This is a genomic window from Streptomyces sp. BI87, from assembly GCF_025957665.1.
GTDB lineage: Bacteria > Actinomycetota > Actinomycetes > Streptomycetales > Streptomycetaceae > Streptomyces > Streptomyces albidoflavus.
On record NZ_CP110079.1, the window covers coordinates 5,935,089 to 5,959,750 of the forward strand.

Below are 24,662 nucleotides of genomic sequence, written 5' to 3' on the forward strand. Positions count from 1 at the left end.
ATCCACCGCCTGTTCATTGGCCCTTGTCCGGAAGTGCCCCCCGGGAGTTGGCTTCACGTGCAGCAACTCGTCTCGTCCTACGTGAGGTAGCCCGTGTCCAGCACGCCCCCCGCCACCCCCGCCGCCCCCGCCACCGGCACCGCCCGCGTCAAGCGCGGCATGGCCGAGCAGCTCAAGGGCGGCGTGATCATGGACGTGGTCACGCCCGAGCAGGCGAAGATCGCCGAGGACGCCGGCGCCGTCGCCGTCATGGCGCTGGAGCGGGTCCCCGCCGACATCCGCAAGGACGGCGGCGTGGCCCGCATGTCCGACCCGGACATGATCGAGTCCATCATCGAGGCCGTTTCCATCCCGGTCATGGCCAAGTCCCGCATCGGCCACTTCGTGGAGGCCCAGGTCCTCCAGTCGCTCGGCGTCGACTACATCGACGAGTCCGAGGTCCTCACCCCCGCCGACGAGGCCAACCACTCCGACAAGTGGTCCTTCACCACCCCCTTCGTCTGCGGCGCCACCAACCTCGGTGAGGCCCTGCGCCGCGTCGCCGAGGGCGCCGCGATGATCCGTTCCAAGGGCGAGGCCGGCACCGGCAACGTCGTCGAGGCGGTCCGCCACCTCCGCCAGATCAAGGCCGAGATCGGCCGCCTCGCCGCCTGCGACCAGCACGAGCTGTACGCCGCCGCCAAGGAGCTGCGCGCCCCCTACGAGCTGGTCGCCGAGACCGCCGCCCTCGGCCGCCTGCCCGTGGTGCTCTTCTCCGCCGGCGGCGTCGCCACCCCGGCCGACGCCGCGCTGATGCGCCAGCTCGGCGCCGAGGGCGTCTTCGTCGGCTCCGGCATCTTCAAGTCGGGCGACCCGGCCAGGCGGGCCGCCGCCATCGTCCGCGCCACCACCTTCTTCGACGACCCGAAGGCCGTCGCGGACGCCTCCCGCAACCTCGGCGAGGCCATGGTCGGCATCAACTGCGACACGCTCCCCGAGACGGAGCGCTACGCCAACCGCGGCTGGTGACCGATGGCCGCCACCCCGCTCGTCGGCGTCCTCGCCCTCCAGGGTGACGTCCCCGAGCACCTGAAGGCCCTCACCGCCTCCGGCGCCCGCGCCACCACGGTGCGGCGCCCCGAGGAGCTGGCCCGCCTCGACGGGCTGGTCCTGCCCGGCGGCGAGTCGACCACCATCTCGAAGCTGGCCGCCCTCTTCGGCCTCACCGAGCCGCTGCGGGCCCGTATCGCGGAGGGGCTGCCGGTCTACGGCACCTGCGCCGGGATGATCCTGCTCGCCGACAAGATCCTCGACCCGCGCGCGGGCCAGGAGACCTTCGGCGGGATCGACATGATCGTCCGCCGCAACGCCTTCGGGCGGCAGAACGAGTCGTTCGAGGCGTCGGTCCCGGTCACCGGCATCGCGGGGCCGCCCGTCGACGGGGTCTTCATCCGCGCCCCGTGGGTGGAGTCCACCGGCGCCGCCACCGAGGTGCTCGCCACCTACGGCGGCCACCCCGTCGCGGTCCGCCAGGGCAACGCGCTGGCGACCTCGTTCCACCCCGAACTGACCGGCGACCACCGGCTGCACGGCCACTTCACCGAACTGGTCCGCGCCGCCGCCTGACCCACCGAGGCGGCCGCCCCCGCCCCTGCCGTACCCTCACCACCCGGTACGACAGGGGCGGGGCGCCCCCGCATCCCGGTAGGATCACTCAGGTTCGTTCAGTACATGTGGTGACGCGAAGGAGACAGGCAGATGTCCGGCCACTCTAAATGGGCTACGACGAAGCACAAGAAGGCCGTGATCGACGCCAAGCGCGGCAAACTCTTCGCGAAGCTGATCAAGAACATCGAGGTCGCGGCCCGTATGGGCGGCGCCGACATCGACGGCAACCCGACCCTCTTCGACGCCATCCAGAAGGCCAAGAAGCAGTCGGTGCCCAACAAGAACATCGACTCGGCGGTCAAGCGCGGCGCCGGCCTCGAAGCCGGTGGCGCCGACTACGAGACGATCATGTACGAGGGTTACGGCCCCAACGGTGTCGCGGTGCTCATCGAGTGCCTCACCGACAACCGCAACCGCGCCGCCTCCGACGTCCGTGTCGCCATGACGCGCAACGGCGGCTCGATGGCCGACCCCGGCTCGGTCTCCTACCTCTTCAACCGCAAGGGCGTCGTCATCGTCCCCAAGGGCGAGCTCTCCGAGGACGACGTCCTCGGCGCCGTCCTGGACGCGGGTGCCGAGGAGGTCAACGACCTCGGCGAGTCCTTCGAGGTGCTCAGCGAGGCCACCGACCTGGTCGCGGTCCGCACCGCCCTCCAGGAGGCCGGCATCGACTACGACTCGGCCGACGCCAACTTCGTCCCGACCATGCAGGTCGAGCTGGACGAGGAGGGCGCGCGCAAGATCTTCAAGCTGATTGACGCCCTGGAGGACAGCGACGACGTGCAGAACGTCTTCGCCAACTTCGACGTCTCCGACGAGGTCATGGCCTCCGTCGACGCCTGATCCCGGCAGCCGCCGCGCGGCCCGGGTCCCCTCCGCACCGGAGAGGACCCGGGCCGCACCGGCTTCCGCGCCCCGTCCGCGGCACACCGGCCCCGTGGTTCGGGGATTGTCGGCGGCGGCCGATAGCCTGCCGGTACGTGCGCGAACACCAGGTCGAACAAGGGCCGGAGGCCGCCCGCGCCGGGGACGGGCGGGCGGAAGGGGAGGGACGATGCGGGTACTGGGCGTGGACCCGGGGCTGACCCGGTGCGGCATCGGCGTCGTCGACGGCGAAGCGGGCCGCCCCCTGACCATGGTCGGCGTCGGCGTGATCCGCACCCCCGCCGAGGCCGAGACCCCCGACCGGCTGGTCGCCGTGGAGGCCGGCATCGAAGCCTGGCTCGACGAGCACCGGCCCGAGCGGGTCGCCGTCGAGCGGGTCTTCAGCCAGCACAACGTCCGCACCGTGATGGGCACCGCCCAGGCCAGCGCCGTCGCCATGCTCTGCGCCGCCCGCCGCGGCCTGCCCGTCGCCCTGCACACCCCCAGCGAGGTCAAGGCCGCCGTCACCGGGTCGGGCCGCGCCGAGAAGGACCAGGTCGGCGCCATGGTGACCCGGCTGCTGCGGCTCGACGCGCCCCCGAAGCCGGCCGACGCCGCCGACGCCCTCGCCCTCGCCATCTGCCACATCTGGCGCGCCCCCGCACAGAACCGCCTCCAGCAGGCCGTCGCCGCCCACCGCGCCGCCCCCGCCCCGCGCCGTACCGCTCCCGGGCGGCGCCCCCAGAAAGGCCGCCCCGCATGATCGCCTCAGTCAGCGGCACCGTCGCCGCCCTCGCCCCGGACAGCGCGGTGGTGGAGGTCGGCGGGATCGGCATGGCCGTCCAGTGCACCCCGGACACCCTCTCCGGCCTGCGGGTCGGCGAGCAGGCCCGCCTCGCCACCAGCCTCGTCGTCCGCGAGGACTCCCTGACGCTCTACGGCTTCGCCGACGACGACGAGCGGCAGACCTTCGAACTCCTCCAGACCGCCAGCGGCGTCGGCCCGCGCCTCGCCCAGGCGATGCTCGCCGTCCACCACCCCGACGCCCTGCGCCGCGCGGTGGCCACCGGCGACGAGAAGGCGCTCACCGCCGTCCCCGGCATCGGCAAGAAGGGCGCCCAGAAGCTCCTCCTCGAACTCAAGGACCGGCTCGGCGCCCCGCGCGGCGCCACCCAGGCCGCCCGCCCCGCCGCCGCGAGCGGCCCGGCCCCCTGGTCCGAGCAGCTGCACACCGCCCTGGTCGGCCTCGGCTACGCCCCGCGCGAGGCGGACGACGCCGTCGCCGCCGTCACCCCGCAGGCCGAGGCCGCCCTCGCCGAGGGCGCCCAGCCCGCCGTACCCCAGCTCCTGCGCGCCGCCCTCCAGAGCCTCAACCGCGCCCGCTGACCCCGGCGGCCACCGGGCCGCCCCGCACCCGACCGGCCAGGACCCCAGGAAGATCCGAGGCGAGAGCAGTGAACCCGTACGAGACCGAGCCCGCCGCCCACGGCGCCGACGAGGACGGCCACCGGCTGGTGGGCTCCGTCGCCGACGGCGAGGACACCGCCGTCGAAGCCGCCCTGCGCCCCAAGGAACTGGGCGAGTTCATCGGGCAGGAGAAGGTCCGCGCCCAGCTCGACCTGGTCCTCAAGGCCGCCCGGGCCCGTGGCGCCACCGCCGACCACGTGCTGCTCTCCGGCGCCCCCGGGCTCGGCAAGACCACCCTCTCGATGATCATCGCCGCCGAGATGGAAGCCCCCATCCGGATCACCTCAGGACCCGCCATCCAGCACGCCGGCGACCTGGCCGCGATCCTCTCCTCCCTCCAGGAGGGCGAGGTGCTCTTCCTCGACGAGATCCACCGCATGTCCCGGCCCGCCGAGGAGATGCTGTACATGGCCATGGAGGACTTCCGGGTCGACGTCATCGTCGGCAAGGGCCCCGGCGCCACCGCCATCCCGCTGGAACTCCCCCCGTTCACCCTGGTCGGCGCCACCACCCGGGCCGGGCTGCTGCCCCCGCCGCTGCGCGACCGCTTCGGCTTCACCGGCCACATGGAGTTCTACGGCCCGGCCGAACTGGAGCGCGTCGTCCACCGCTCCGCCCGCCTGCTCGACGTCGAGATCGACACCGAGGGCGCCGCCGAGATCGCCGGCCGCTCCCGCGGCACCCCGCGCATCGCCAACCGCCTGCTGCGCCGGGTCCGCGACTACGCCCAGGTCAAGGCGGACGGCGCCGTCGACCGGGAGATCGCCTCGGCGGCCCTCGCGGTCTACGAGGTCGACGCCCGGGGACTGGACCGGCTCGACCGCTCGGTCCTGGAGGCGCTGCTGAAGCTGTTCGGCGGGGGACCGGTCGGGCTCTCCACCCTCTCCGTCGCGGTGGGGGAGGAGCGCGAGACCGTCGAGGAGGTGGCCGAGCCCTTCCTCGTCCGCGAGGGCCTGCTCGCCCGTACCCCCCGGGGCCGGGTCGCCACCCCCGCGGCCTGGGCACACCTCGGGCTGACCCCGCCCCGGCAGGTTCCGGGCGGACCGGGGCAAGGCGACCTCTTCGCGGGCTGACGGCGCGGGAAGATCGCCCCACCCGGAACTGGGGTGCCATGCTGAGCGTTGTTCCATCCGTGCGGACTCGCTTAGACTCCGCCGATGCCGTCCCTTGCGGGCGGCCGCCCACCCCCATCGATAGGCCGCTCCACCGCGCGGTCGTGCGAAGGACATTCCCCCGTGGACATCGTGACCCTCCTCCCCTTCGTCGTGCTCATCGGCGCCATGTTCCTGATGACGCGCTCGGCGAAGAAGAAGCAGCAGCAGGCCGTCGACATGCGCAACTCGATGACGCCCGGCAGCGGCATCCGGACGATCGGTGGCATGTACGCCACCGTCAAGGAGGTCCACGACGAGTCCGTCCTCCTTGAGGTGGCCCCCGGCGTCCACGCGATCTACGCGAAGAACGCCATCGGCGCCGTCCTCGACGACGAGGAGTACAACCGGATCATCCACGGGGTCGAGGGTGACGAGAGCGACGCCCCGGTCGTCCCCGACGACGCCTCCTCCCTGACCAAGGACGACGAAGACGGCGACGCCGCCCGCATCGACCTCGGCAAGAAGGCCGATGACGCCGACCAGGACGCCGCCGAGGCGACGCCGAAGAAGACCGACGGCGAGTCCGACACGAAGTAGTCACATCCGGGGACCGGTCCGCGGCACGCGCCGTCCGGTCCCTGGGGTGTGTCCGCTTCGCGCCGGTCCTCCACACAACTTCAGGGCCGCCCGCCGCGCTCAGCCACGCCGGGCGGTTGGACAGGGAGAAACGACAAGGTGGCAGCACCGAAGAAGGGCCGAAGGCAGCCCGGCCAGGGCCGGCCGGGCCGCGCCCTGGCGCTGATCCTGATCGCACTGGTGGCGCTCACCGGAGGCATGTTCCTCTCCGGGCACACCACGCCGCGCCTCGGTATCGATCTCGCCGGCGGCACGAGCATCACGCTCCAGGCCAGGAGCGAACCGGGTCAGGAAAGCGCGGTCAACCAGACCAACATGAACACGGCCGTCGGCATCATCGAGCGCCGTGTCAACGGCCTCGGTGTCTCCGAGGCCGAGGTTCAGACCCAGGGCACCGACCACATCATCGTGAACATCCCCAAGGGGACGAACGAGAAGCAGGCCCGCGAGCAGGTCGGCACCACCGCACAGCTCTTCTTCCGCCCGGTACTCCAGCTCGCCTCCGGTGAGCCCGCCCCCGAGGGCTCCCCGAGCCCGTCGGCGAGCGGCTCGCCCGACGAGGCCGAGCAGGGCGACGGTGACAAGGCCACCGAGGGCGGCGACAAGGCCACCGACGGCAAGTCCGGCGAGCCCGAGGCCACGCCCACCACCCAGGGCCGCGCCGCCTCCGGCGCCCTGAAGGCCGACGCCACGCCCTCCCCGTCCGGCTCGGCCGACGGCAAGGCGGACCCGACGCCCTCCCCCTCCGCCTCCGAGGGCGGGGGCGATGCAGCGCTCATGAAGAAGTTCGAGGCGCTGACCTGCACCGACACCGAGGAGCGCACGGCCGCCGCCGAGGGCACCAAGCCCAGTGAGGCGATCGTCGCCTGCGGTCAGAACTCGCAAGGTCAGTGGGAGAAGTACATCCTCGGCCCCTCCGCCGTAGCGGGCACCGAGATCGACGACGCCACCGCCGCCATCGACCAGCAGGGCGCGCAGGGGTGGTTGGTGAACATGGAGTTCACCGACAAGGGCAAGAAGCAGTTCGCCGATGTCACCACGGACATCTCGGCCAAGCCTTCCCCGCAGAACCAGTTCGCCATCGTCCTCGACGGTGACGTGGTCTCCGCGCCGTACGTCCGTGAGCCGCTGACCGGCGGAACGGCCCAGATCTCCGGGTCCTTCACCCAGGAGTCGGCGCAGGACCTGGCGAACATGCTGTCCTACGGCGCCCTGCCGCTCTCCTTCGTCGAGGAGTCCGTCACCTCGGTGACAGCGGCGCTCGGCGGCGAGCAGCTGGAGGCCGGACTCATCGCCGGCGGCATCGGCCTGATCCTGGTCATCGTCTACCTGGTGGTCTACTACCGGGGCCTGTCGCTGATCGCCATCATCAGCCTCCTGATGTCGGCGGCACTGACCTACACGATCATGGTGCTGCTCGGCCCGGCCATCGGCTTCGCGCTCAACCTGCCGGCCGTCTGCGGTGCCATCGTCGCCATCGGTATCACCGCCGACTCGTTCATCGTCTTCTTCGAACGGGTCCGCGACGAGATCCGCGAGGGGCGCTCGCTCCAGCCCGCCGTGGCGCGCGGCTGGCCCCGCGCCCGGCGCACCATCCTCGTCTCCGACTTCGTGTCGTTCCTCTCCGCGGCCGTGCTCTTCGTGGTCACCGTCGGCAAGGTGCAGGGCTTCGCGTTCACGCTGGGCCTCACCACCCTGCTCGACGTGGTCGTGGTGTTCTTCTTCACCAAGCCGCTGCTGACCATCCTGGCGCGCAAGAAGTTCTTCGCGAGCGGCCATCCCTGGTCGGGCCTGGACCCGAAGCGCCTCGGCGTCAAGCCGCCGCTGCGCCGCGCCCGCCGTACCGTCCCCGCCGACCCGAAGGAGGCGTGAGATGTCCCGACTCGGAAATCTCGGCGCCAAGCTCTACCGCGGCGAGGTCGGTTACGACTTCGTCGGCAAGCGCAAGTTCTGGTACGCGGTCTCGATCCTGATCACCATCACGGCCATCGCGGGCCTCGCGGTGCGCGGGCTCAGCATGGGCATCGAGTTCCAGGGCGGCGCCGTCTTCACCACCCCGAAGACCAGCGTCTCCGCACCGCAGGCGGAGACCATCGCGGAGGACGCGGCCGGACACGACGCCCTCGTCCAGGAACTGGGCAACGGCGGCCTGCGCATCCAGATCAGCAACGTCGACACGGAGAAGTCCGACCAGATCCGGGACACGCTCTCCCGTGAGCTGGACGTCGCCGCCGACGACATCAACGCCGACCTGGTCGGCCCCAGCTGGGGCTCCCAGATCGCCAACAAGGCGTGGACCGGCCTCGGGGTCTTCATGATCCTCGTGGTGATCTACCTGGCCATCGCCTTCGAGTGGCGGATGGCCCTCGCCGCGCTGATCGCCCTGATCCACGACATCACCATCACGGTGGGCGTCTACGCCCTCGTCGGCTTCGAGGTCACGGTCGGCACGGTGATCGGTCTGCTGACCATCCTCGGCTACTCGCTGTACGACACGGTGGTGGTGTTCGACAGCCTCAAGGAGAGCTCGAAGGACGCCACCAAGCAGACCCGCTGGACCTACAGCGAGATCGCCAACCGCTCCATCAACGCGACCCTGGTGCGCTCCATCAACACCACCGCGGTCGCGCTGCTCCCGGTCGGCGCGCTGCTCTTCATCGGCGGCGGCTTCCTCGGCGCGGGCATGCTCAACGACATCTCGCTCTCGCTCTTCGTCGGCCTCGCGGCCGGCGCGTACTCGTCGATCTTCATCGCCACGCCGCTCGTCGCCGACTTCAAGGAGACCGAGCCGCAGATGAAGGCCCTCAAGCGGAGGGTCCTCGCCAAGCGCGCCCAGGGCGGCGACGAGGGGGAGCCGCAGCCGGCCGGGGCCACCGCCGCCGGTACGGCCGGCGACGACCTCGGCGACGATGGCGACGGTGCCGAGACGGGCTCCCTGGTGGGCCCGCGCCGTACCCAGCCCACCTCCCGCGGCCGGGGCCGCGGCCGACCCTCCGGAAAGCGCCGATGACCGACATCCAGGAGCTCCTGCTCAGCCGCATCCGGGATGTGCCGGACTACCCGAAGCCCGGCGTCGTCTTCAAGGACATCACGCCGCTCCTCGCCGACCCGGCCGCCTTCACGGCCCTCACGGAGGCGCTCGCGGAGCTCTCCCTGCGCAACGGCGCGACCCGCGTCGTCGGACTGGAGGCCCGCGGCTTCATCCTGGCCGCCCCGGTCGCCGTCCGCGCGGGTCTCGGCTTCATCCCCGTCCGCAAGGCCGGCAAGCTCCCCGGAGCCACCCTGCGCCAGGCGTACGAGCTGGAGTACGGCACCGCCGAGATCGAGGTCCACGCCGAGGACCTCACCCCCGAGGACCGCGTCATGGTCATCGACGACGTCCTGGCCACCGGCGGCACCGCCGCCGCGTCCGTGGAACTGATCCGCCGTGCCGGGGCCCAGGTCGCCGGGGCCGCCGTGCTCATGGAGCTCGGTTTCCTCGACGGGCGGGCCAAGCTCACCCGGGAACTGGGCGGGGCTCCACTGGACTCCCTGCTCACGGTCTGAGCCGCCACTGATGGCGAAGGCCCCGGCAGCGCACTGCCGGGGCCTTCGCCATGTGCGGGCCCGCCGCACCGGCGCACAGGGGGGCGCACGCCCCCGCCCGCACTCCGTACCGTCCGCCGCCGCCTGCTCCGGAGCGGAGCCGGTGGTCCGATCTCGCTACCATGGCAGTCCGGACCGTGATCGTGATCCGGAGCCCTGCCCGAGGAGCGCTCTTGCCTGACGAGGCCCAGCCACTCTCCTCCGGACCCCGTCCGGGGGACCCCGAAGCCGCCGCCCAGGGCCAGCAGGCCCAGAGCGCCGCGGCTCCCTCCGGCGCGCCCGGACCCGAGGGCCCGAAGCCGGACCCGGCCGCCGCCGAGCCCGCACCCGCCTCGGCCCCGGCGCCCACGCCGGCCGGCCGCCCCGCGGGCCAGCAGCCCGCCCGCTCCGGTTCCTCCAACCGTGTCCGGGCCCGGCTGGCCCGGCTCGGGGTTCAGCGGTCGCATCCGTACAACCCGGTGCTCGAGCCGCTGCTGCGGATCGTGCGGAGCAACGACCCGAAGATCGAGACCGCGACGCTGCGGCAGATCGAGAAGGCGTACCAGGTCGCCGAGAGGTGGCACCGGGGGCAGAAGCGCAAGAGCGGTGATCCGTACATCACCCATCCGCTCGCGGTCACGACGATCCTCGCCGAGCTGGGCATGGACCCGGCGACGCTCATGGCGGGGCTGCTGCACGACACCGTCGAGGACACCGAGTACGGGCTCGACGCGCTGCGGCGGGACTTCGGCGACCAGGTGGCGCTGCTGGTCGACGGGGTCACCAAGCTCGACAAGGTGAAGTTCGGCGAGGCCGCGCAGGCCGAGACGGTCCGCAAGATGGTCGTCGCCATGGCCAAGGACCCGCGCGTCCTGGTCATCAAGCTCGCCGACCGCCTGCACAACATGCGCACGATGCGCTACCTCAAGCGGGAGAAGCAGGAGAAGAAGGCCCGCGAGACGCTGGAGATCTACGCTCCGCTCGCCCACCGGCTGGGCATGAACACCATCAAGTGGGAGCTGGAGGACCTCGCCTTCGCGATCCTCTACCCCAAGATGTACGACGAGATCGTGCGGCTCGTCGCCGAGCGGGCGCCCAAGCGGGACGAGTACCTCGCCATCGTCACCGACGAGGTCCAGGCGGACCTGCGCGCCGCCCGCATCAAGGCGACGGTCACCGGCCGTCCCAAGCACTACTACAGCGTGTACCAGAAGATGATCGTCCGCGGCCGGGACTTCGCGGAGATCTACGACCTGGTCGGCATCCGCGTCCTCGTCGACACCGTCCGCGACTGCTACGCGGCGCTCGGCACCGTCCACGCCCGGTGGAACCCGGTGCCCGGACGGTTCAAGGACTACATCGCGATGCCGAAGTTCAACATGTACCAGTCGCTGCACACGACGGTCATCGGACCCGGCGGCAAGCCCGTAGAGCTCCAGATCCGCACCTTCGACATGCACCGGCGCGCCGAGTACGGCATCGCGGCCCACTGGAAGTACAAGCAGGAGGCGGTCGCCGGCGCCTCCAAGGTGCGCACCGACGTGCCCCGCAAGACCGGCAAGGAAGACGCCGTCAACGACATGGCGTGGCTGCGCCAGCTCCTCGACTGGCAGAAGGAGACGGAGGACCCGGGCGAGTTCCTGGAGTCCCTGCGCTTCGACCTCTCGCGCAACGAGGTCTTCGTCTTCACGCCCAAGGGCGACGTCATAGCGCTGCCGGCCGGCGCCACCCCGGTGGACTTCGCCTACGCCGTCCACACCGAGGTCGGCCACCGCACCATCGGCGCCCGCGTCAACGGCCGCCTGGTCCCGCTGGAGTCCACCCTGGACAACGGCGACCTGGTGGAGGTCTTCACCTCCAAGGCGTCCGGCGCCGGGCCCTCCCGGGACTGGCTGGGCTTCGTCAAGTCCCCCCGGGCCCGCAACAAGATCCGCGCCTGGTTCTCCAAGGAGCGCCGCGACGAGGCGATCGAGCAGGGCAAGGACGCCCTCGTCCGCGCCATGCGCAAGCAGAACCTGCCGATCCAGCGCATCCTGACCGGCGACTCCCTGGTCACCCTCGCCCACGAGATGCGGTACACGGACATCTCCTCGCTCTACGCGGCGATCGGCGAGGGCCACGTCGCCGCCCAGGGCGTCGTCCAGAAGCTGGTGCAGTCGCTCGGCGGCGAGGAGGCCGCCAGCGAGGACATCGCCGAGTCGGCGCCGCCCTCCCGCAGCCGCCGCAAGCGCCGCTCCAACGCCGACCCCGGTGTGGTCGTCAAGGGCGTGGACGACGTCTGGGTCAAGCTGGCCCGCTGCTGCACGCCCGTCCCCGGCGACCCGATCATCGGCTTCGTCACCCGGGGCAACGGCGTCTCGGTCCACCGCGCCGACTGCGTCAACGTGGACGAGCTCTCCAAGCAGCCCGAAAGGATGCTCGACGTCGAGTGGGCGCCGACCCAGTCCTCGGTCTTCCTGGTCGCCATCCAGGTCGAGGCGCTGGACCGCTCCCGGCTGCTCTCGGACGTCACGCGGGTCCTCTCCGACCAGCACGTCAACATCCTGTCGGCCGCCGTCCAGACCTCCCGCGACCGGGTCGCCACCTCCCGCTTCACCTTCGAGATGGGCGACCCCAAGCACCTCGGCCACGTCCTCAAGGCGGTCCGGGGCGTGGAGGGCGTCTACGACGTCTACCGGGTGACCTCGGCCCGCAGGCCCTGACCGGGCGGCCCCGCCCCGCCCGTCAGCCTCCGCCGCGTGTGGGCGGCGGGGCCGGGTGGGGCTCCTCGTAGCGGGCCGCCGCGTCCGCCGCGAGCCGCTCCATCACCTCGGCCGCGTCCGCCAGCTGCCGGTCCGTCAGGTCGTCCAGGGTGGCCCGGAAGCTGTCCCGCATCCCCTGGTCGATCCGGTCCACCACCTGGCGGCCGTGGGCGGTCGTGGAGAGCAGATGCGTCCGGTGGTCGAGGGCGTCCGGTACCCGGCGCACCAGCCCCGCCGCCTCCAGCCGCGCCACCTGCCGGGTGACGTGCGGCGAGCGGACCAGCAGCCTGGCGGCCAGGTCGGTGACGCGCAGGGGCTCCGGCGAGGCGTACAACACCCGCAGCAGCGCGATCTCGGGGCGCTCCACCGTCACCCCGACCGAGGCCGTCAGCTCCTCGTGGACCCGGCTGCGGCCGAGCGCGTACGACAGTGAGGTGACCGCCCTGACCAGGCGGTCCAGGGGCGCGTCCGGTGAGTGCGGCATGGCCCCATCCTGCCCCATCGATCACCGGCCGGGGCAGCCCGGCGCCACGGGCGCGCCGGTGCACGGGCCGGCCGGGCGTGCGCCCCCGTCCGGTACGCGAGAAGGGCCCCACCGCACCGGTGAGGCCCTTCCGCAGGACGTACTGGCGAACCGTCAGCCGCTGAACTCCTCCAGGCCCTTGCGCGCCTGGTCCAGCAGGGCCTGGCGGCCCTCCAGCTCACGGCGGAGCTTCTCGGCCTTGGCCGTGGAACCGGCCGCCTCGGCCCGCTCGATCTGGCCCTGGAGCTTGTCGACCGCGTCCTGGAGCACCCCGGTCAGCCCGGCCGCGCGCGCCCGCGCCTCCGGGTTGGTGCGGCGCCACTCGGCCTCCTCGGCCTCCTGGATCGCCCGCTCCACGGCGTGCATCCGGCCCTCGACCTTCGGGCGGGCGTCGCGCGGGACGTGGCCGACCGCCTCCCAGCGCTCGTTGACCGCGCGGAAGGCGGCGCGGGCCGCCTTCAGGTCGGTCACCGGCACCAGCTTCTCGGCCTCCTCCGCGAGCCCCTCCTTGATCTTGAGGTTCTCGGCCTGCTCGGCGTCGCGCTCGGCGAACACCTCACTGCGGGCCGCGAAGAACACGTCCTGCGCACCGCGGAAGCGGCCCCACAGGGCGTCCTCGTGCTCGCGCTGGGCGCGGCCGGCCGCCTTCCACTGCGTCATCAGGTCGCGGTAGCGGGCAGCCGTGGGACCCCAGTCCGTCGACTTGGCCAGCGACTCCGCCTCGGCCGCCAGGCGCTCCTTGACCTTGCGGGCGTCCTCGCGCTGCGCGTCGAGCTGCGCGAAGTGCGCCTTGCGGCGCTTGGAGAACGCCGAGCGGGCGTGCGAGAAGCGGTGCCACAGCTCGTCGTCGGTCTTCCGGTCCAGCCGGGGCAGGCCCTTCCAGGTGTCCACCAGCGCGCGCAGCCGCTCGCCGGCGGGCCGCCACTGGTCGGACCGGGCCAGCTCCTCGGCCTCGGCGACCAGCTTCTCCTTGGCGGCCTTGGCCTCCTCGGACTGCTTCGCCTTGCGCGCCTTGCGCTCCTCGCGCCGCTCCTCGACGGTCTGCACCAGACGGTCCAGCCGCTTCGAGAGCGCCTCCAGGTCCCCCACCGCGTGCGCCTCGTCCACCTGCGCCCGCAGCGTGGCGATGGCGGCCTCGGCCTCCTTGGCGGCCAGGTCGGTGGTGCGCACCCGGCGCTCGAGGAGGCCGATCTCGACGACCAGGCCCTCGTACTTGCGCTCGAAGTAGGCCAGGGCCTCCTCAGGCGTTCCGGCCTGCCACGACCCGACGACTCGTTCGCCGTCCGCCGTCCGCACGTACACGGTCCCCGTCTCGTCGACGCGGCCCCACGGGTCGCTGCTCACAGCGCCTCCTCCACATGATGCCCGGACGGGCCCTCGGCGGGCCCCGGCATCGTCCACAATTTCGTCACGGCCAACATAGGCGACCGGCGGGGCGGCTGTCCGCATCCCGCACGACCGAACTTCCGGCTCAGGACCGGTGCGGATCAGGTCAGGACTTCTCCACCGTGGCCTTGTCGATCACGACGGTCGCGTTGGGGGCGCCGTCGCCCATGCCGGTCTGCTCACCCGCCTCGGCGATCTTCTGGAGGACCTTCATGCCCTCCTTCGAGACCGTGCCGAACGGGGTGTAGTCGGGCGGCAGCTGGCTGTCCTGGTAGACGAGGAAGAACTGGCTGCCGCCGGAGTCGCGATTGCTGTCGTCCTGGGCGTTGTAGCGGTTGGCCATGGCCACCGTGCCGGCCGGGTAGACGCCGCCCTTGAGCTTCTTCGACTTCAGGTTCTCGTCCGGGATCGTGTAACCGGGGTCGCCCGCGCCGGTGCCCTCCGGGTCGCCGCACTGGAGGACGTAGATGCCGGCGCTGGTCAGCCGGTGGCACTTGGTGTGGTCGAAGTAGCCCTCGCCCGCGAGGAAGTCGAAGGAGTTGACCGTGTGCGGGGCGTTCTTCGCGTCCAGCTCCAGCGGGATGTCCCCGCAGGTGGTGGCGAGGTTCATGGTGTAGTCGGCGTCGGTGTCGACGGTGAGCTTCGGCTCCTTCTTGAAGCTCATCTTCTTCACCTTGCCCGGCGCGGGCTTCTCGCAGGGATCGGCGGCCTTGGTGGGCTCCGGGGTCTCCTGGGCCTTGGCCGCCGTGTCCTTCTCGTCGCCGCCGATGCCGCCCACCGCGTACACCGCCGCACCGCCCGCGAGCACCACGGCCAGGGCCGAGGCGATGACCGCGGTACGCGTCCGCGCCCGGCGGCGGGCCGCCTCGCGCCGCTCCTGCTGGCGCAGGTACTTCTTGCGGGCGGCCTCGCGCCGCCGCTGCTCGCTGCTGACCACCGGGTTGTCTCCTCGTCACGTCGTAGGGGCCCGACCGCTTCGGTGTGCCCCGTACCGTATACGGGTTGGCTGTGGAAACGGCACCGCCGGTAGGCTTCGGACCTGCTGCGATTCTCCGCGGTCCGCGCCGTGGGACGACAGAAGCGACGACAGTGAGGACGAACGTGCTGATTGCCGGGTTCCCCGCCGGCGCCTGGGGCACCAACTGTTATGTGATCGCGCCCGCCGCCGGCGAGGAGTGCGTGATCGTGGACCCCGGCCACCAGGCCGCCCAGGGCGTCGAGGACGTGCTGGCCAAGCACCGGCTCAAGCCGGTCGCCGTCCTCCTCACCCACGGCCACATCGACCACGTCGCCTCGGTCGTCCCGGTCTGCGGCGCCCACGACGTGCCCGCCTGGATCCACCCCGAGGACCGCTACATGATGAGCGACCCGGGGAAGGGCATCGGCCGCTCCATCGGCATGCCGCTCATGGGCGAGCTGACCGTCGGCGAGCCCGACGACGTCCACGAGCTGGCCGACGGCGCCCAGGTGGACCTGGCCGGGCTGTCGTTCAGCGTCGACCACGCGCCCGGGCATACCAAGGGGTCGGTGACCTTCAGGCTGCCGCAGGCGGGGGACGTGCCGCAGGTGCTCCTCTCCGGCGACCTGCTGTTCGCCGGCTCCATCGGCCGGACCGACCTCCCCGGCGGCGACCTCGGTGAGATGTACGCCTCCCTGGCCCGGGTGTGCCTCCCGCTGGACGACTCCACCGTCGTCCTCCCCGGCCACAACGAGCACACCACCATCGGCCGGGAACGCGCCGCCAACCCGTACCTGCGGCAGGTCGCCCAGGGCCTCACCGGTGGCACCGGTGGCACCGGCGACCGACGACGTCTGTAGACAAAGAGAGAACCGTGAGCACCTTCAAGGCCCCCAAGGGCACGTACGACCTGCTGCCCCCGGACTCCGCGACCTACCTCGCGGTCCGCGAGGCGATCTCGGCCCCGCTGCGCAACTCCGGCTACGGCTACATCGAGACCCCCGGCTTCGAGGACGTCGCCCTCTTCGCCCGCGGCGTCGGCGAGTCCACCGACATCGTCACCAAGGAGATGTACGCCTTCGAGACCAAGGGCGGCGACCAGCTCGCCCTGCGCCCCGAAGGCACCGCCTCCGTGCTGCGTGCCGCCCTGGAGGCCAGCCTCCACAAGGCCGGCAACCTCCCCGTCAAGCTCTGGTACTCCGGCTCGTACTACCGCTACGAGCGGCCGCAGAAGGGCCGCTACCGCCACTTCTCGCAGGTCGGCGCGGAGGCGATCGGCGCCGAGGACCCGGCGCTCGACGCCGAGCTGATCATCCTGGCCGACCAGGCCTACCGCTCGCTGGGGTTGCGCGAGTTCCGCATCCTGCTCAACTCGCTCGGCGACCAGGAGTGCCGCCCGGTCTACCGGGCCGCGCTCCAGGAGTTCCTGCGCGGTCTCGACCTCGACGAGGAGACCCGCCGCCGGATCGACATCAACCCGCTGCGCGTCCTCGACGACAAGCGGGCCGACGTCCAGAAGCAGCTCACCGACGCGCCCGTGCTGCGGGACTACCTCTGCGACGCCTGCAAGGCGTACCACGAGGAGGTGCGCGCCCTGATCACCGCCGCCGGGGTGGTCTTCGAGGACGACGAGCGCCTCGTGCGTGGTCTGGACTACTACACCCGCACCACCTTCGAGTTCGTCCACGACGGCCTCGGCTCCCAGTCGGCCGTCGGCGGCGGCGGCCGCTACGACGGGCTCTCCGAGATGATCGGCGGCCCCGCGCTGCCCTCCGTCGGCTGGGCGCTCGGCGTCGACCGCACCGTGCTGGCGCTGCGCGCCGAGGGCGTCGAGCTGGACCTGCCCTCCCCGACCAGCGTCTTCGCCGTCCCGCTCGGCGAGGAGGCCCGCCGGGCGCTCTTCGGGATCGTCACCCGGCTGCGCCAGGACGGCGTCGCCGCCGACTTCGCCTACGGCGGCAAGGGGCTCAAGGCCGCGATGAAGGCCGCCAACCGCTCCGGCGCCCGCTACACCCTGGTCGCGGGGGAGCGGGACCTCGCCGAGGGCGTCGTCCAGCTCAAGGAGATGGAGTCCGGCGAGCAGACCGCCGTCCCGCTCGACTCCGTCGTCGCCGAGGTGGCCGCCCGCCTCGCCTGACCGCACGGCCCGCCGGGCCCGCGCACCCTTCACCGGGGGCGCGGGCCCGGCGTCGTCGTACGCCCGGCGCCGCCCGCCCGCATCCTCCCGGCCGCTCGGCCGTTCTTCCTTATGTCCGTCCGACGGCGCCCCGCAGGGCCGTTGGGGCACAATGACCGCAGCCGCGCGGGCCCCGGTGCCGGCCCCGCCGGGCCCACCGGCCCCTGGGCGGGGCGGAGGGCGGACGGCAGACTGGCGGCCGAGAAGACCGGCAGACCTACGACGACACTGGCGGAACGACGTGATGACCCACCCCACAGCAGCACCCGACGGTGCCGCCCCCGGACGCGAGGACACCCACCCCACCCGGGCACGGGCCGGCACGAGCCGCGCCTTCGCCTGGATGCTGGTGATCACCGGCGCGGCCGGGCTGCTGGCCGCCTGGGTCATCACCCTCGACAAGTTCAAGCTGCTGGAGGACCCGGACTTCGTCCCGGGGTGCAGCCTCAACCCGGTCGTCGCCTGCGGCAACATCATGAAGAGCGAGCAGGCCGCCGCCTTCGGCTTCCCCAACCCGATGCTCGGCCTGGTCACCTACGCCGTCGTGATCGGCGTCGGCGTCAGCCTGCTGGCCGGGGCCCGCTTCCCGCGCTGGTACTGGCTGACCTTCAACGCCGGGACCCTCTTCGGCGTCGGCTTCTGCACCTGGCTCCAGTACCAGTCGCTGTACAACATCAACTCGCTCTGCCTGTGGTGCTGCCTCGCCTGGGTCGCCACGATCATCATGTTCTGGTACGTCACGGTGCACAACGTCCGTGAGGGCTTCCTGCCCGCCCCCCGCGCGATCCGCTCTTTCGTCGGCGAGTTCGCCTGGGTGCTGCCCGTCCTGCACATCGGCGTCATCGGCATGCTGATCCTCACCCGCTGGTGGGAGTTCTGGACCAGCTGACCGGCGGGGGAGGGCCCGCGCAGGCCGCCCCGGGCCGGTTGTCGGTGCCGTGAACTAGGGTTCCCGTGTGGAACCCGACCTCTTCACCGCAGCAGCCGAGGACCGCCAGGAGAAGGACCCGTCCAGCAGCCCCCTGGCCGTCCGGATGCGCCCCCGCACCCTGGACGAGGTGGTCGGCCAGCAGCACCTGCTCAAGCCCGGATCGCCGCTGCGCCGCCTCGTCGGCGAGGGCGGCGGCGGCCCGGCCGGCCCCTCCTCGGTCTTCCTCTGGGGCCCGCCCGGCATCGGCAAGACGACCCTCGCGTACGTGGTCAGCAAGGCCACCAACAAGCGGTTCGTGGAGCTCTCCGCGATCACCGCCGGGGTCAAGGAGGTGCGCGCCGTCATCGACGGCGCCCGCCGCGCCTCCGGCGGCTTCGGCAAGGAGACCGTCCTCTTCCTCGACGAGATCCACCGCTTCTCCAAGGCCCAGCAGGACTCCCTGCTGCCGGCGGTGGAGAACCGCTGGGTCACCCTCATCGCCGCCACCACCGAGAACCCGTACTTCTCGGTGATCTCCCCGCTGCTCTCCCGCTCGCTGCTGCTCACCCTGGAGCCGCTGACCGACGAGGACCTGCGGGGCCTGGTCCACCGCGCCCTCACCGACGAGCGGGGCCTGGCCGGCTCCGTCACCCTCGCCGAGGACGCCGAGGCCCACCTGCTGCGGGTCGCCGGGGGCGACGCCCGCCGGGCCCTGACCGCCCTGGAGGCGGGCGCCGGGGCCGCGCTCGACAAGGGCGAGGCGGAGATCACCCTCACCACCCTGGAAGAGTCGGTGGACCGGGCCGCCGTCGCCTACGACCGCGCGGGCGACCAGCACTACGACGTGGCGAGCGCCCTCATCAAGTCCATCCGCGGCTCGGACGTGGACGCCGCCCTGCACTACCTGGCCCGGATGATCGACGCGGGCGAGGACCCCCGCTTCATCGCCCGCCGCCTGATGATCTCGGCCAGCGAGGACATCGGCCTCGCCGACCCCACCGCCCTGCCCACCGCGGTCGCCGCCGCCCAGGCCGTCGCCATGATCGGCTTCCCCGAGGCCGCGCTGACCCTCAGCCACGCCACCATCGCCCTCGCCCTGGCCCCCAAGTCCAACGCCGCCACCACCGCCATCGGCGCCGCCCTGGAGGACGTCCGCAAGGGCCACGCCGGACCGGTCCCCACCCACCTGCGGGACGGCCACTACAAGGGCGCGGCCAAGCTCGGCCACGCCCAGGGGTACATCTACCCGCACGACGTCCCCGGCGCCATCGCCGCCCAGCAGTACGCCCCGGACGCCCTCGCCGGGAAGCGGTACTACCAGCCCACCCGGTACGGCGCCGAGGCCCGCTACGCCGACGTGGTCGAGAAGGTCCGCGAGCGCCTCGCCGAGGGCGGCCGAGGCGAGGGCTGACCCGCCCCGGCCCGGTGCGGAGCACCGCCGGTGAGCCGGTACACTCGGCTAGCAGTGCTGCGTCCCATGTCCGGCCCCGGCCGGCACCACCAGAGTGGGACATGCAGCCGGAAGCCCCCACCGCCCTCGCGGTGGTGAGCGGGTCTTCCAGGAGCGTCGCGCACCGTCGAAGGTGTCGCGGGCAGCCCACCACCCCCCAGCGGCGGTCGGTGGGCCACTCGCGTGCTGCACGTTAGTGCCCAGACCAGGGAGCGGCTGCCCGGTGGAACCGTGTCACGGCACGGGACCTCAGGGTTTCCCCGGCTGCGGATGCGACCTCCCCTAACCCTGGTGAGCCACCCACGAAAGATGAGAGAAGGTCCGGTTCATGCCGAACCAGTCCCGTCCCAAGGTCAAGAAGTCGCGTGCTCTCGGTATCGCGCTGACCCCGAAGGCTGTCAAGTACTTCGAGGCCCGCCCCTACCCGCCGGGTGAGCACGGCCGTGGCCGCAAGCAGAACTCGGACTACAAGGTCCGTCTGCTCGAGAAGCAGCGTCTGCGCGCCCAGTACGACATCAGCGAGCGTCAGATGGCCCGTGCCTACGACCGCGCTCGCAAGGCCGAGGGCAAGACCGGCGAAGCGCTGGTCATCGAGCTGGAGCGTCGTCTCGACGCCCTGGTGCTGCGTTCGGGCATCGCCCGCACCATCTACCAGGCCCGTCAGATGGTCGTTCACGGCCACATCGAGGTCAACGGCCACAAGGTCGACAAGCCGTCGTACCGCGTGCGTCCCGACGACGTCGTGATGGTCCGCGAGCGCAGCCGCGAGAAGCACCCCTTCCAGGTCGCCCGTGAGGGTGGCTACGACACGGAGGGCGAGACCCCGCGCTACCTCCAGGTCAACCTGAAGGCCCTGGCCTTCCGCCTGGACCGGGACCCGAACCGCAAGGAGATCCCGGTCATCTGCGACGAGCAGCTCGTCGTCGAGTACTACGCCCGCTGATCACCCGCTGATCCGGCAGAGCACTCAGCCCGCCTCCTCTCCCCTGCGGAGAGGGGGCGGGTTCGTCGCTTGTCGACCCGGCCGCACGCCGCGCGCCCGGCCGGGAAACCGGTTCGGGCGGCCACCGGCCGCGCGATAGGCTCGATGGGCGGCCGCCCGGTGCCGAACGCCCCGCGCGGGAGCCGGCGGCACACGCGGGTGCACAACCCGAACCTGACGAATCAGACCCGAGAGAGAGCGGTGCGCAGTGTCCGGTGGAGAGGTGGCCGGGATTCTGGTGGCCGTCTTCTGGGCGATTCTGGTCTCCTTCCTCGCCGTGGCCCTGGTGAGGCTCGCCCAGACGCTCAAGGCGACGACCAAGCTGGTGGCGGACGTCACCGAGCAGGCGGTTCCCCTGCTGGCCGACGCCTCGGCGACGGTCCGCTCGGCCCAGAGCCAGCTCGACAGAGTCGACGCCATCGCCTCCGACGTGCAGGAAGTCACCTCCAATGCCTCCGCGCTCTCCACGACGGTCGCCTCCACCTTCGGCGGCCCCCTGGTGAAGGTGGCCGCCTTCGGCTACGGCGTCCGGCAGGCCATCAGCCGCAGGACCCGGGACGAGGACGACCGGCGCACGACCGCCAAGCCCTCCCGCCGCACCGTGATCGTGGGGCGCGCCGTGCCGCCCGCACGCCGGGCGCGGCGGAGGCGGAAGGACTGACCAGCGATGTTCCGCCGTACGTTCTGGTTCACCGCGGGCGCAGCCGCCGGCGTGTGGGCCAGCCACAAGGTCAACCAGAAGCTCCAGCGGCTCACCCCCGAGAGCCTCGCCGCGCAGGCCGCCGACAAGGCGCTCGACGCCGGCCACCGGATCAAGGACTTCGCCCTCGACGTCCGCGCGGGAATGCTCCAGCGCGAGGCGGAGCTGGACGACGTACTGGGGCTGAACGCGCCCCCCGAGGGCCCCGGGCTGCCCGCCGCGCGCCGGCCGGCGCTGGAGGGGGAGCGGTACCCCGTCGCGTACCGCGCCCGGCAGAAGTACCCCGAGAAGTACCCGAAGCACCCGAACAACCGGAATGAGGACCACTGATGGAGTCGGCTGAGATCCGCCGCCGCTGGCTGCGCTTCTTCGAGGAGCGCGGGCACGCCGTCGTCCCTTCGGCGTCGCTGATCGCGGACGACCCGACCCTGCTGCTCGTCCCCGCGGGCATGGTCCCCTTCAAGCCGTACTTCCTCGGCGAGGCCACCCCGCCCGCCCCGCGCGCCACCAGCGTGCAGAAGTGCGTGCGCACCCCCGACATCGAAGAGGTCGGCAAGACCACCCGGCACGGCACGTTCTTCCAGATGTGCGGCAACTTCTCCTTCGGGGACTACTTCAAGGAAGGGGCCATCACCTACGCCTGGGAGCTGCTCACCACCTCCCAGGAGCAGGGCGGTTACGGCCTCGACCCCGAGCGTCTGTGGATCACCGTCTACCTCGACGACGACGAGGCCGAGACGATCTGGCGCGAGAAGATCGGCGTCCCCGCCGAGCGCATCCAGCGCCTGGGCAAGAAGGACAACTTCTGGTCCATGGGCGTCCCGGGCCCCTGCGGCCCCTGCTCCGAGATCAACTACGACCGCGGCCCCGAGTTCGGCGTCGAGGGCGGCCCGGCCGTCAACGACGAGCGGTACGTGGAGATCTGGAACCTCGTCTTCATGCAGTACGAGCGGGGCGCCGGCGAGGACAAGGAGAACTTCCCGATCCTCGGTGACCTGCCGAGCAAGAACATCGACACCGGCCTCGGCCTCGAGCGGCTCGCCATGATCCTTCAGGACGTGCGCAACCTCTACGAGATCGACACCTCCCGGATCGTCATCGACAAGGCCACCGAGCTGACCGGCGTCCGGTACGGCGCCGACGCGGCCTCGGACGTGTCGCTGCGCGTCGTCACCGACCACATGCGCACCTCCGTCATGCTCATCGGCGACGGCGTCACCCCGGGCAACGAGGGCCGCGGCTACGTGCTGCGCCGCATCATGCGCCGCGCCATCCGCAACATGCGCCTGCTGGGGGCCACCGGCCCGGTTGTCGCCGAGCTGGTCGACACCGTGATCGAGTCGATGGGGCAGCAGTACCCGGAGCTGATCACCGAGCGCAAGCGCATCCTCACCGTCGCCCTCGCCGAGGAGGCCGCCTTCCTCAAGGCCCTCAAGGGCGGCACCAACATCCTCGACACGGCCGTCACCGAGACCAAGGCCGCCGGCTCGACCGTGCTCTCCGGGGACAAGGCGTTCCTCCTCCACGACACGTGGGGCTTCCCGATCGACCTGACCCTGGAGATGGCCGCCGAGCAGGGGCTGACCGTCGACGAGCCGGGCTTCCGCCGCCTGATGAAGGAGCAGCGGGAGCGCGCCAAGGCCGACGCCCGCGCCAAGAAGACCGGTCACGCCGACCTCTCCGCCTACCGCGAGGTGGCCGACGCCGCCGGCGCCACCGACTTCACCGGTTACCTCGCCACCGAGGGCGAGTCCACCGTGGTCGGCCTGCTGGTCGACGGCGTCTCCTCGCCCGCCGCCACCGAGGGCGACGAGGTCGAGATCGTCCTCGACCGCACCCCGTTCTACGCCGAGGGCGGCGGCCAGATCGCCGACACCGGCCGCATCCGCTTCGACAACGGCGCCGTGGTCGAGGTCCGCGACGTGCAGAAGCCGGTTCCCGGCGTCCACGTCCACAAGGGCGTCGTGCAGGTCGGCGAGGTGACCGTGGGCTCCCCGGCCTACGCCGCCATCGACGTCGGCCGCCGCCGGGCCATCGCCCGCGCCCACTCCGCCACCCACCTCACCCACCAGGCGCTGCGCGACGCGCTCGGCCCGACGGCCGCCCAGGCCGGCTCGGAGAACCAGCCGGGCCGCTTCCGCTTCGACTTCGGCTCCCCGGCCGCCGTGCCCGGCGCCGTCCTCACCGACGTCGAGCAGAAGATCAACGAGGTGCTCGCCCGCGACCTGGACGTCCAGGCCGAGGTCATGAGCATCGACGACGCCAAGAAGCAGGGCGCCATCGCCGAGTTCGGCGAGAAGTACGGCGAGCGGGTCCGGGTCGTCACCATCGGCGACTTCTCCAAGGAGCTGTGCGGCGGCACCCACGTCCACAACACCGCCCAGCTCGGCCTGGTCAAGCTGCTGGGCGAGTCCTCCATCGGCTCGGGCGTGCGGCGAATCGAGGCCCTGGTCGGCGTCGACGCGTACAACTTCCTGGCCAAGGAGCACACGGTCGTCGCCCAGCTCCAGGAGCTGGTCAAGGGCCGTCCCGAGGAGCTGCCCGAGAAGGTCTCCGCGATGCTCGGCAAGCTCAAGGAGGCCGAGAAGGAGATCGAGCGGTTCCGCGCCGAGAAGGTCCTCCAGGCCGCCGCCGGGCTCGCCGCGGGCGCCCAGGACGTCCGGGGCACCGCCCTGGTCACCGGCCGGGTGCCGGACGGCACGGGCGCCGACGACCTGCGCAAGCTCGTCCTCGACGTGCGCGGCCGCATCCCCTCCGACCGGCCCGCCGTGGTGGCGCTGTTCACCGTGGCCAACGACAGGCCGCTGACCGTGGTCGCCACCAACGAGGCCGCCCGCGAGCGTGGCCTCAAGGCCGGTGACCTGGTCCGTACCGCCGCCAAGACGCTCGGCGGAGGCGGCGGCGGCAAGCCCGACGTCGCCCAGGGCGGCGGGCAGAACCCGCAGGCCATCGACGAGGCCGTCAGCGCGGTCGAACGCCAGGTCGCCGAGAGCGCCCGGTGAGCGGAGTGCTGCGCCGGGGCCGCCGCCTCGCCGTGGACGTCGGGGACGCCCGGATCGGGGTCGCCTCGTGCGACCCGGACGGCATCCTCGCCACGCCGGTGGAGACCGTGCCGGGACGCGATGTCCCGGCCGCCCACCGGCGGCTCGCCGCCCTGGTCGAGGAGTACGAGCCGATCGAGGTCGTCGTCGGGCTCCCGCGCTCCCTCAAAGGCGGCGAGGGCCCGGCGGCGGTCAAGGTCCGCGGTTTCGCCCAGGAACTCGCCCGGACCATCGCGCCCGTACCGGTGCGTCTGGTCGACGAGCGGATGTCCACGGTGACGGCGGCTCAGGGGATGCGGGCCTCCGGGGTCCGCTCCAAGAAGGGGCGCGCCGTCATCGATCAGGCGGCCGCCGTGGTGATCTTGCAGAGTGCCCTGGAGTCCGAACGGGCGTCAGGCGACGCCCCAGGTGAGGGCGTCGAAGTGGTCATCTGATCGCGATACGGTAACGTGCCGCGCGATGCGCCGGTGTGTTCGAAGTACTGACGCACGCGGCAGAAGAGACGGCGTGGAGGCCGCCCCCG

At 72.1% G+C, this 24,662-nt stretch carries 23 protein-coding genes; 20 read left to right on the forward strand and 3 right to left on the reverse strand.

Annotated elements, in window-relative coordinates; genetic code table 11:
* Positions 1-93 precede the first annotated feature (93 nt).
* The 11 genes from pdxS (at position 94) to OIM89_RS26590 (ending at position 11,974) form a co-directional block, all read left to right on the forward strand.
* Entirely contained in the window at positions 94-1,008 is a 915-nt protein-coding gene (pdxS, locus tag OIM89_RS26540; RefSeq protein ID WP_003947064.1) for a pyridoxal 5'-phosphate synthase lyase subunit PdxS, read from the forward strand.
* A 3-nt stretch (positions 1,009-1,011) separates the two neighbouring features.
* Positions 1,012-1,605: a pyridoxal 5'-phosphate synthase glutaminase subunit PdxT gene (pdxT, locus tag OIM89_RS26545; protein ID WP_030695461.1), complete on the forward strand. Its 594-nt coding sequence runs from the start codon at positions 1,012-1,014 to the stop codon at positions 1,603-1,605.
* 132 nt (positions 1,606-1,737) lie between these two features.
* Complete coding sequence (locus OIM89_RS26550; protein WP_003947062.1) at positions 1,738-2,490, forward strand: YebC/PmpR family DNA-binding transcriptional regulator; 753 nt, start codon at positions 1,738-1,740, stop codon at positions 2,488-2,490.
* A 211-nt stretch (positions 2,491-2,701) separates the two neighbouring features.
* Complete coding sequence (ruvC, locus tag OIM89_RS26555; RefSeq protein WP_030695460.1) at positions 2,702-3,274, forward strand: crossover junction endodeoxyribonuclease RuvC; 573 nt, start codon at positions 2,702-2,704, stop codon at positions 3,272-3,274.
* On the forward strand, positions 3,271-3,897 hold the full coding sequence (gene ruvA, locus OIM89_RS26560; protein ID WP_030695459.1) for a Holliday junction branch migration protein RuvA: 627 nt from the start codon (positions 3,271-3,273) through the stop codon (positions 3,895-3,897). Before ruvC ends, ruvA begins: the two co-directional genes overlap by 4 nt.
* A 68-nt stretch (positions 3,898-3,965) precedes the next feature.
* Positions 3,966-5,051 (forward strand): Holliday junction branch migration DNA helicase RuvB, encoded by a 1,086-nt coding sequence (gene ruvB / locus OIM89_RS26565; protein WP_047469651.1) that lies wholly within the window; start codon positions 3,966-3,968, stop codon positions 5,049-5,051.
* A gap of 162 nt (positions 5,052-5,213) precedes the next feature.
* Positions 5,214-5,669, forward strand: coding sequence for a preprotein translocase subunit YajC (gene yajC / locus OIM89_RS26570; RefSeq protein ID WP_008416886.1), 456 nt, complete (start codon positions 5,214-5,216; stop codon positions 5,667-5,669).
* A 138-nt stretch (positions 5,670-5,807) separates the two neighbouring features.
* Complete coding sequence (secD, locus tag OIM89_RS26575; protein WP_030695458.1) at positions 5,808-7,580, forward strand: protein translocase subunit SecD; 1,773 nt, start codon at positions 5,808-5,810, stop codon at positions 7,578-7,580.
* A gap of 1 nt (position 7,581) precedes the next feature.
* On the forward strand, positions 7,582-8,718 hold the full coding sequence (gene secF / locus OIM89_RS26580; RefSeq protein ID WP_030695457.1) for a protein translocase subunit SecF: 1,137 nt from the start codon (positions 7,582-7,584) through the stop codon (positions 8,716-8,718).
* Entirely contained in the window at positions 8,715-9,254 is a 540-nt protein-coding gene (locus OIM89_RS26585) for an adenine phosphoribosyltransferase (RefSeq protein ID WP_030695456.1), read from the forward strand. Before secF ends, OIM89_RS26585 begins: the two co-directional genes overlap by 4 nt.
* A gap of 212 nt (positions 9,255-9,466) precedes the next feature.
* Entirely contained in the window at positions 9,467-11,974 is a 2,508-nt protein-coding gene (locus OIM89_RS26590; protein WP_030695455.1) for a RelA/SpoT family protein, read from the forward strand.
* Between the two features lie 22 nt (positions 11,975-11,996).
* Here OIM89_RS26590 and OIM89_RS26595 read toward each other — a convergent pair whose 3' ends face one another.
* From OIM89_RS26595 to OIM89_RS26605, 3 genes are all read right to left on the reverse strand, one after another.
* Positions 11,997-12,497, reverse strand: coding sequence for a MarR family winged helix-turn-helix transcriptional regulator (locus tag OIM89_RS26595; RefSeq protein ID WP_030695454.1), 501 nt, complete (start codon positions 12,495-12,497; stop codon positions 11,997-11,999).
* A 153-nt stretch (positions 12,498-12,650) separates the two neighbouring features.
* Complete coding sequence (locus OIM89_RS26600) at positions 12,651-13,880, reverse strand: DUF349 domain-containing protein (protein WP_030695453.1); 1,230 nt, start codon at positions 13,878-13,880, stop codon at positions 12,651-12,653.
* Positions 13,881-14,028: 148 nt separating this feature from the next.
* Positions 14,029-14,859, reverse strand: a complete 831-nt coding sequence (locus tag OIM89_RS26605; protein WP_030695452.1) for a peptidylprolyl isomerase — start codon at positions 14,857-14,859, stop codon at positions 14,029-14,031.
* 164 nt (positions 14,860-15,023) lie between these two features.
* On the opposite strand from OIM89_RS26605, the gene OIM89_RS26610 reads away from it, so the two are divergent.
* The 9 genes from OIM89_RS26610 (at position 15,024) to ruvX (ending at position 24,573) form a co-directional block, all read left to right on the forward strand.
* Entirely contained in the window at positions 15,024-15,740 is a 717-nt protein-coding gene (locus OIM89_RS26610; protein WP_238469235.1) for an MBL fold metallo-hydrolase, read from the forward strand.
* Between the two features lie 14 nt (positions 15,741-15,754).
* On the forward strand, positions 15,755-17,017 hold the full coding sequence (hisS, locus tag OIM89_RS26615) for a histidine--tRNA ligase (protein ID WP_030695450.1): 1,263 nt from the start codon (positions 15,755-15,757) through the stop codon (positions 17,015-17,017).
* Between the two features lie 283 nt (positions 17,018-17,300).
* On the forward strand, positions 17,301-17,945 hold the full coding sequence (locus OIM89_RS26620) for a vitamin K epoxide reductase family protein (protein ID WP_030695449.1): 645 nt from the start codon (positions 17,301-17,303) through the stop codon (positions 17,943-17,945).
* A 67-nt stretch (positions 17,946-18,012) separates the two neighbouring features.
* Positions 18,013-19,377 (forward strand): replication-associated recombination protein A, encoded by a 1,365-nt coding sequence (locus tag OIM89_RS26625; protein ID WP_003947047.1) that lies wholly within the window; start codon positions 18,013-18,015, stop codon positions 19,375-19,377.
* Between the two features lie 367 nt (positions 19,378-19,744).
* Positions 19,745-20,359, forward strand: a complete 615-nt coding sequence (gene rpsD / locus OIM89_RS26630; protein WP_003947046.1) for a 30S ribosomal protein S4 — start codon at positions 19,745-19,747, stop codon at positions 20,357-20,359.
* A 247-nt stretch (positions 20,360-20,606) separates the two neighbouring features.
* Positions 20,607-21,059 carry a DUF948 domain-containing protein gene (locus OIM89_RS26635; protein ID WP_078858185.1) on the forward strand — a complete coding sequence of 151 codons (453 nt, stop codon included), beginning with the start codon at positions 20,607-20,609 and terminating at the stop codon, positions 21,057-21,059.
* Between the two features lie 6 nt (positions 21,060-21,065).
* Positions 21,066-21,428: a hypothetical protein gene (locus OIM89_RS26640; RefSeq protein WP_030695446.1), complete on the forward strand. Its 363-nt coding sequence runs from the start codon at positions 21,066-21,068 to the stop codon at positions 21,426-21,428.
* Positions 21,428-24,100 carry an alanine--tRNA ligase gene (alaS, locus tag OIM89_RS26645; RefSeq protein ID WP_151170054.1) on the forward strand — a complete coding sequence of 891 codons (2,673 nt, stop codon included), beginning with the start codon at positions 21,428-21,430 and terminating at the stop codon, positions 24,098-24,100. The genes OIM89_RS26640 and alaS overlap by 1 nt, the downstream gene beginning before the upstream one ends.
* On the forward strand, positions 24,097-24,573 hold the full coding sequence (ruvX, locus tag OIM89_RS26650; protein ID WP_003947042.1) for a Holliday junction resolvase RuvX: 477 nt from the start codon (positions 24,097-24,099) through the stop codon (positions 24,571-24,573). Before alaS ends, ruvX begins: the two co-directional genes overlap by 4 nt.
* The last annotated feature ends 89 nt before the right edge of the window (positions 24,574-24,662 follow it).

Excerpts from the sequence above, each read along its gene's own strand:
- pdxT (WP_030695461.1), top strand. The coding sequence starts at position 1,012 with ATGGCCGCCACCCCGCTCGTCGGCGTCCTCGCCCTCCAGGGTGACGTC.
- OIM89_RS26550 (WP_003947062.1), top strand. The coding sequence starts at position 1,738 with ATGTCCGGCCACTCTAAATGGGCTACGACGAAGCACAAGAAGGCCGTG.
- ruvC (WP_030695460.1), top strand. The coding sequence starts at position 2,702 with ATGCGGGTACTGGGCGTGGACCCGGGGCTGACCCGGTGCGGCATCGGC.
- ruvA (WP_030695459.1), top strand. The coding sequence starts at position 3,271 with ATGATCGCCTCAGTCAGCGGCACCGTCGCCGCCCTCGCCCCGGACAGC.
- secF (WP_030695457.1), top strand. The coding sequence starts at position 7,582 with ATGTCCCGACTCGGAAATCTCGGCGCCAAGCTCTACCGCGGCGAGGTC.
- OIM89_RS26585 (WP_030695456.1), top strand. The coding sequence starts at position 8,715 with ATGACCGACATCCAGGAGCTCCTGCTCAGCCGCATCCGGGATGTGCCG.
- OIM89_RS26595 (WP_030695454.1), bottom strand. The coding sequence starts at position 12,497 with ATGCCGCACTCACCGGACGCGCCCCTGGACCGCCTGGTCAGGGCGGTC.
- OIM89_RS26620 (WP_030695449.1), top strand. The coding sequence starts at position 17,301 with ATGACCCACCCCACAGCAGCACCCGACGGTGCCGCCCCCGGACGCGAG.
- rpsD (WP_003947046.1), top strand. The coding sequence starts at position 19,745 with ATGCCGAACCAGTCCCGTCCCAAGGTCAAGAAGTCGCGTGCTCTCGGT.
- OIM89_RS26640 (WP_030695446.1), top strand. The coding sequence starts at position 21,066 with ATGTTCCGCCGTACGTTCTGGTTCACCGCGGGCGCAGCCGCCGGCGTG.
- alaS (WP_151170054.1), top strand. The coding sequence starts at position 21,428 with ATGGAGTCGGCTGAGATCCGCCGCCGCTGGCTGCGCTTCTTCGAGGAG.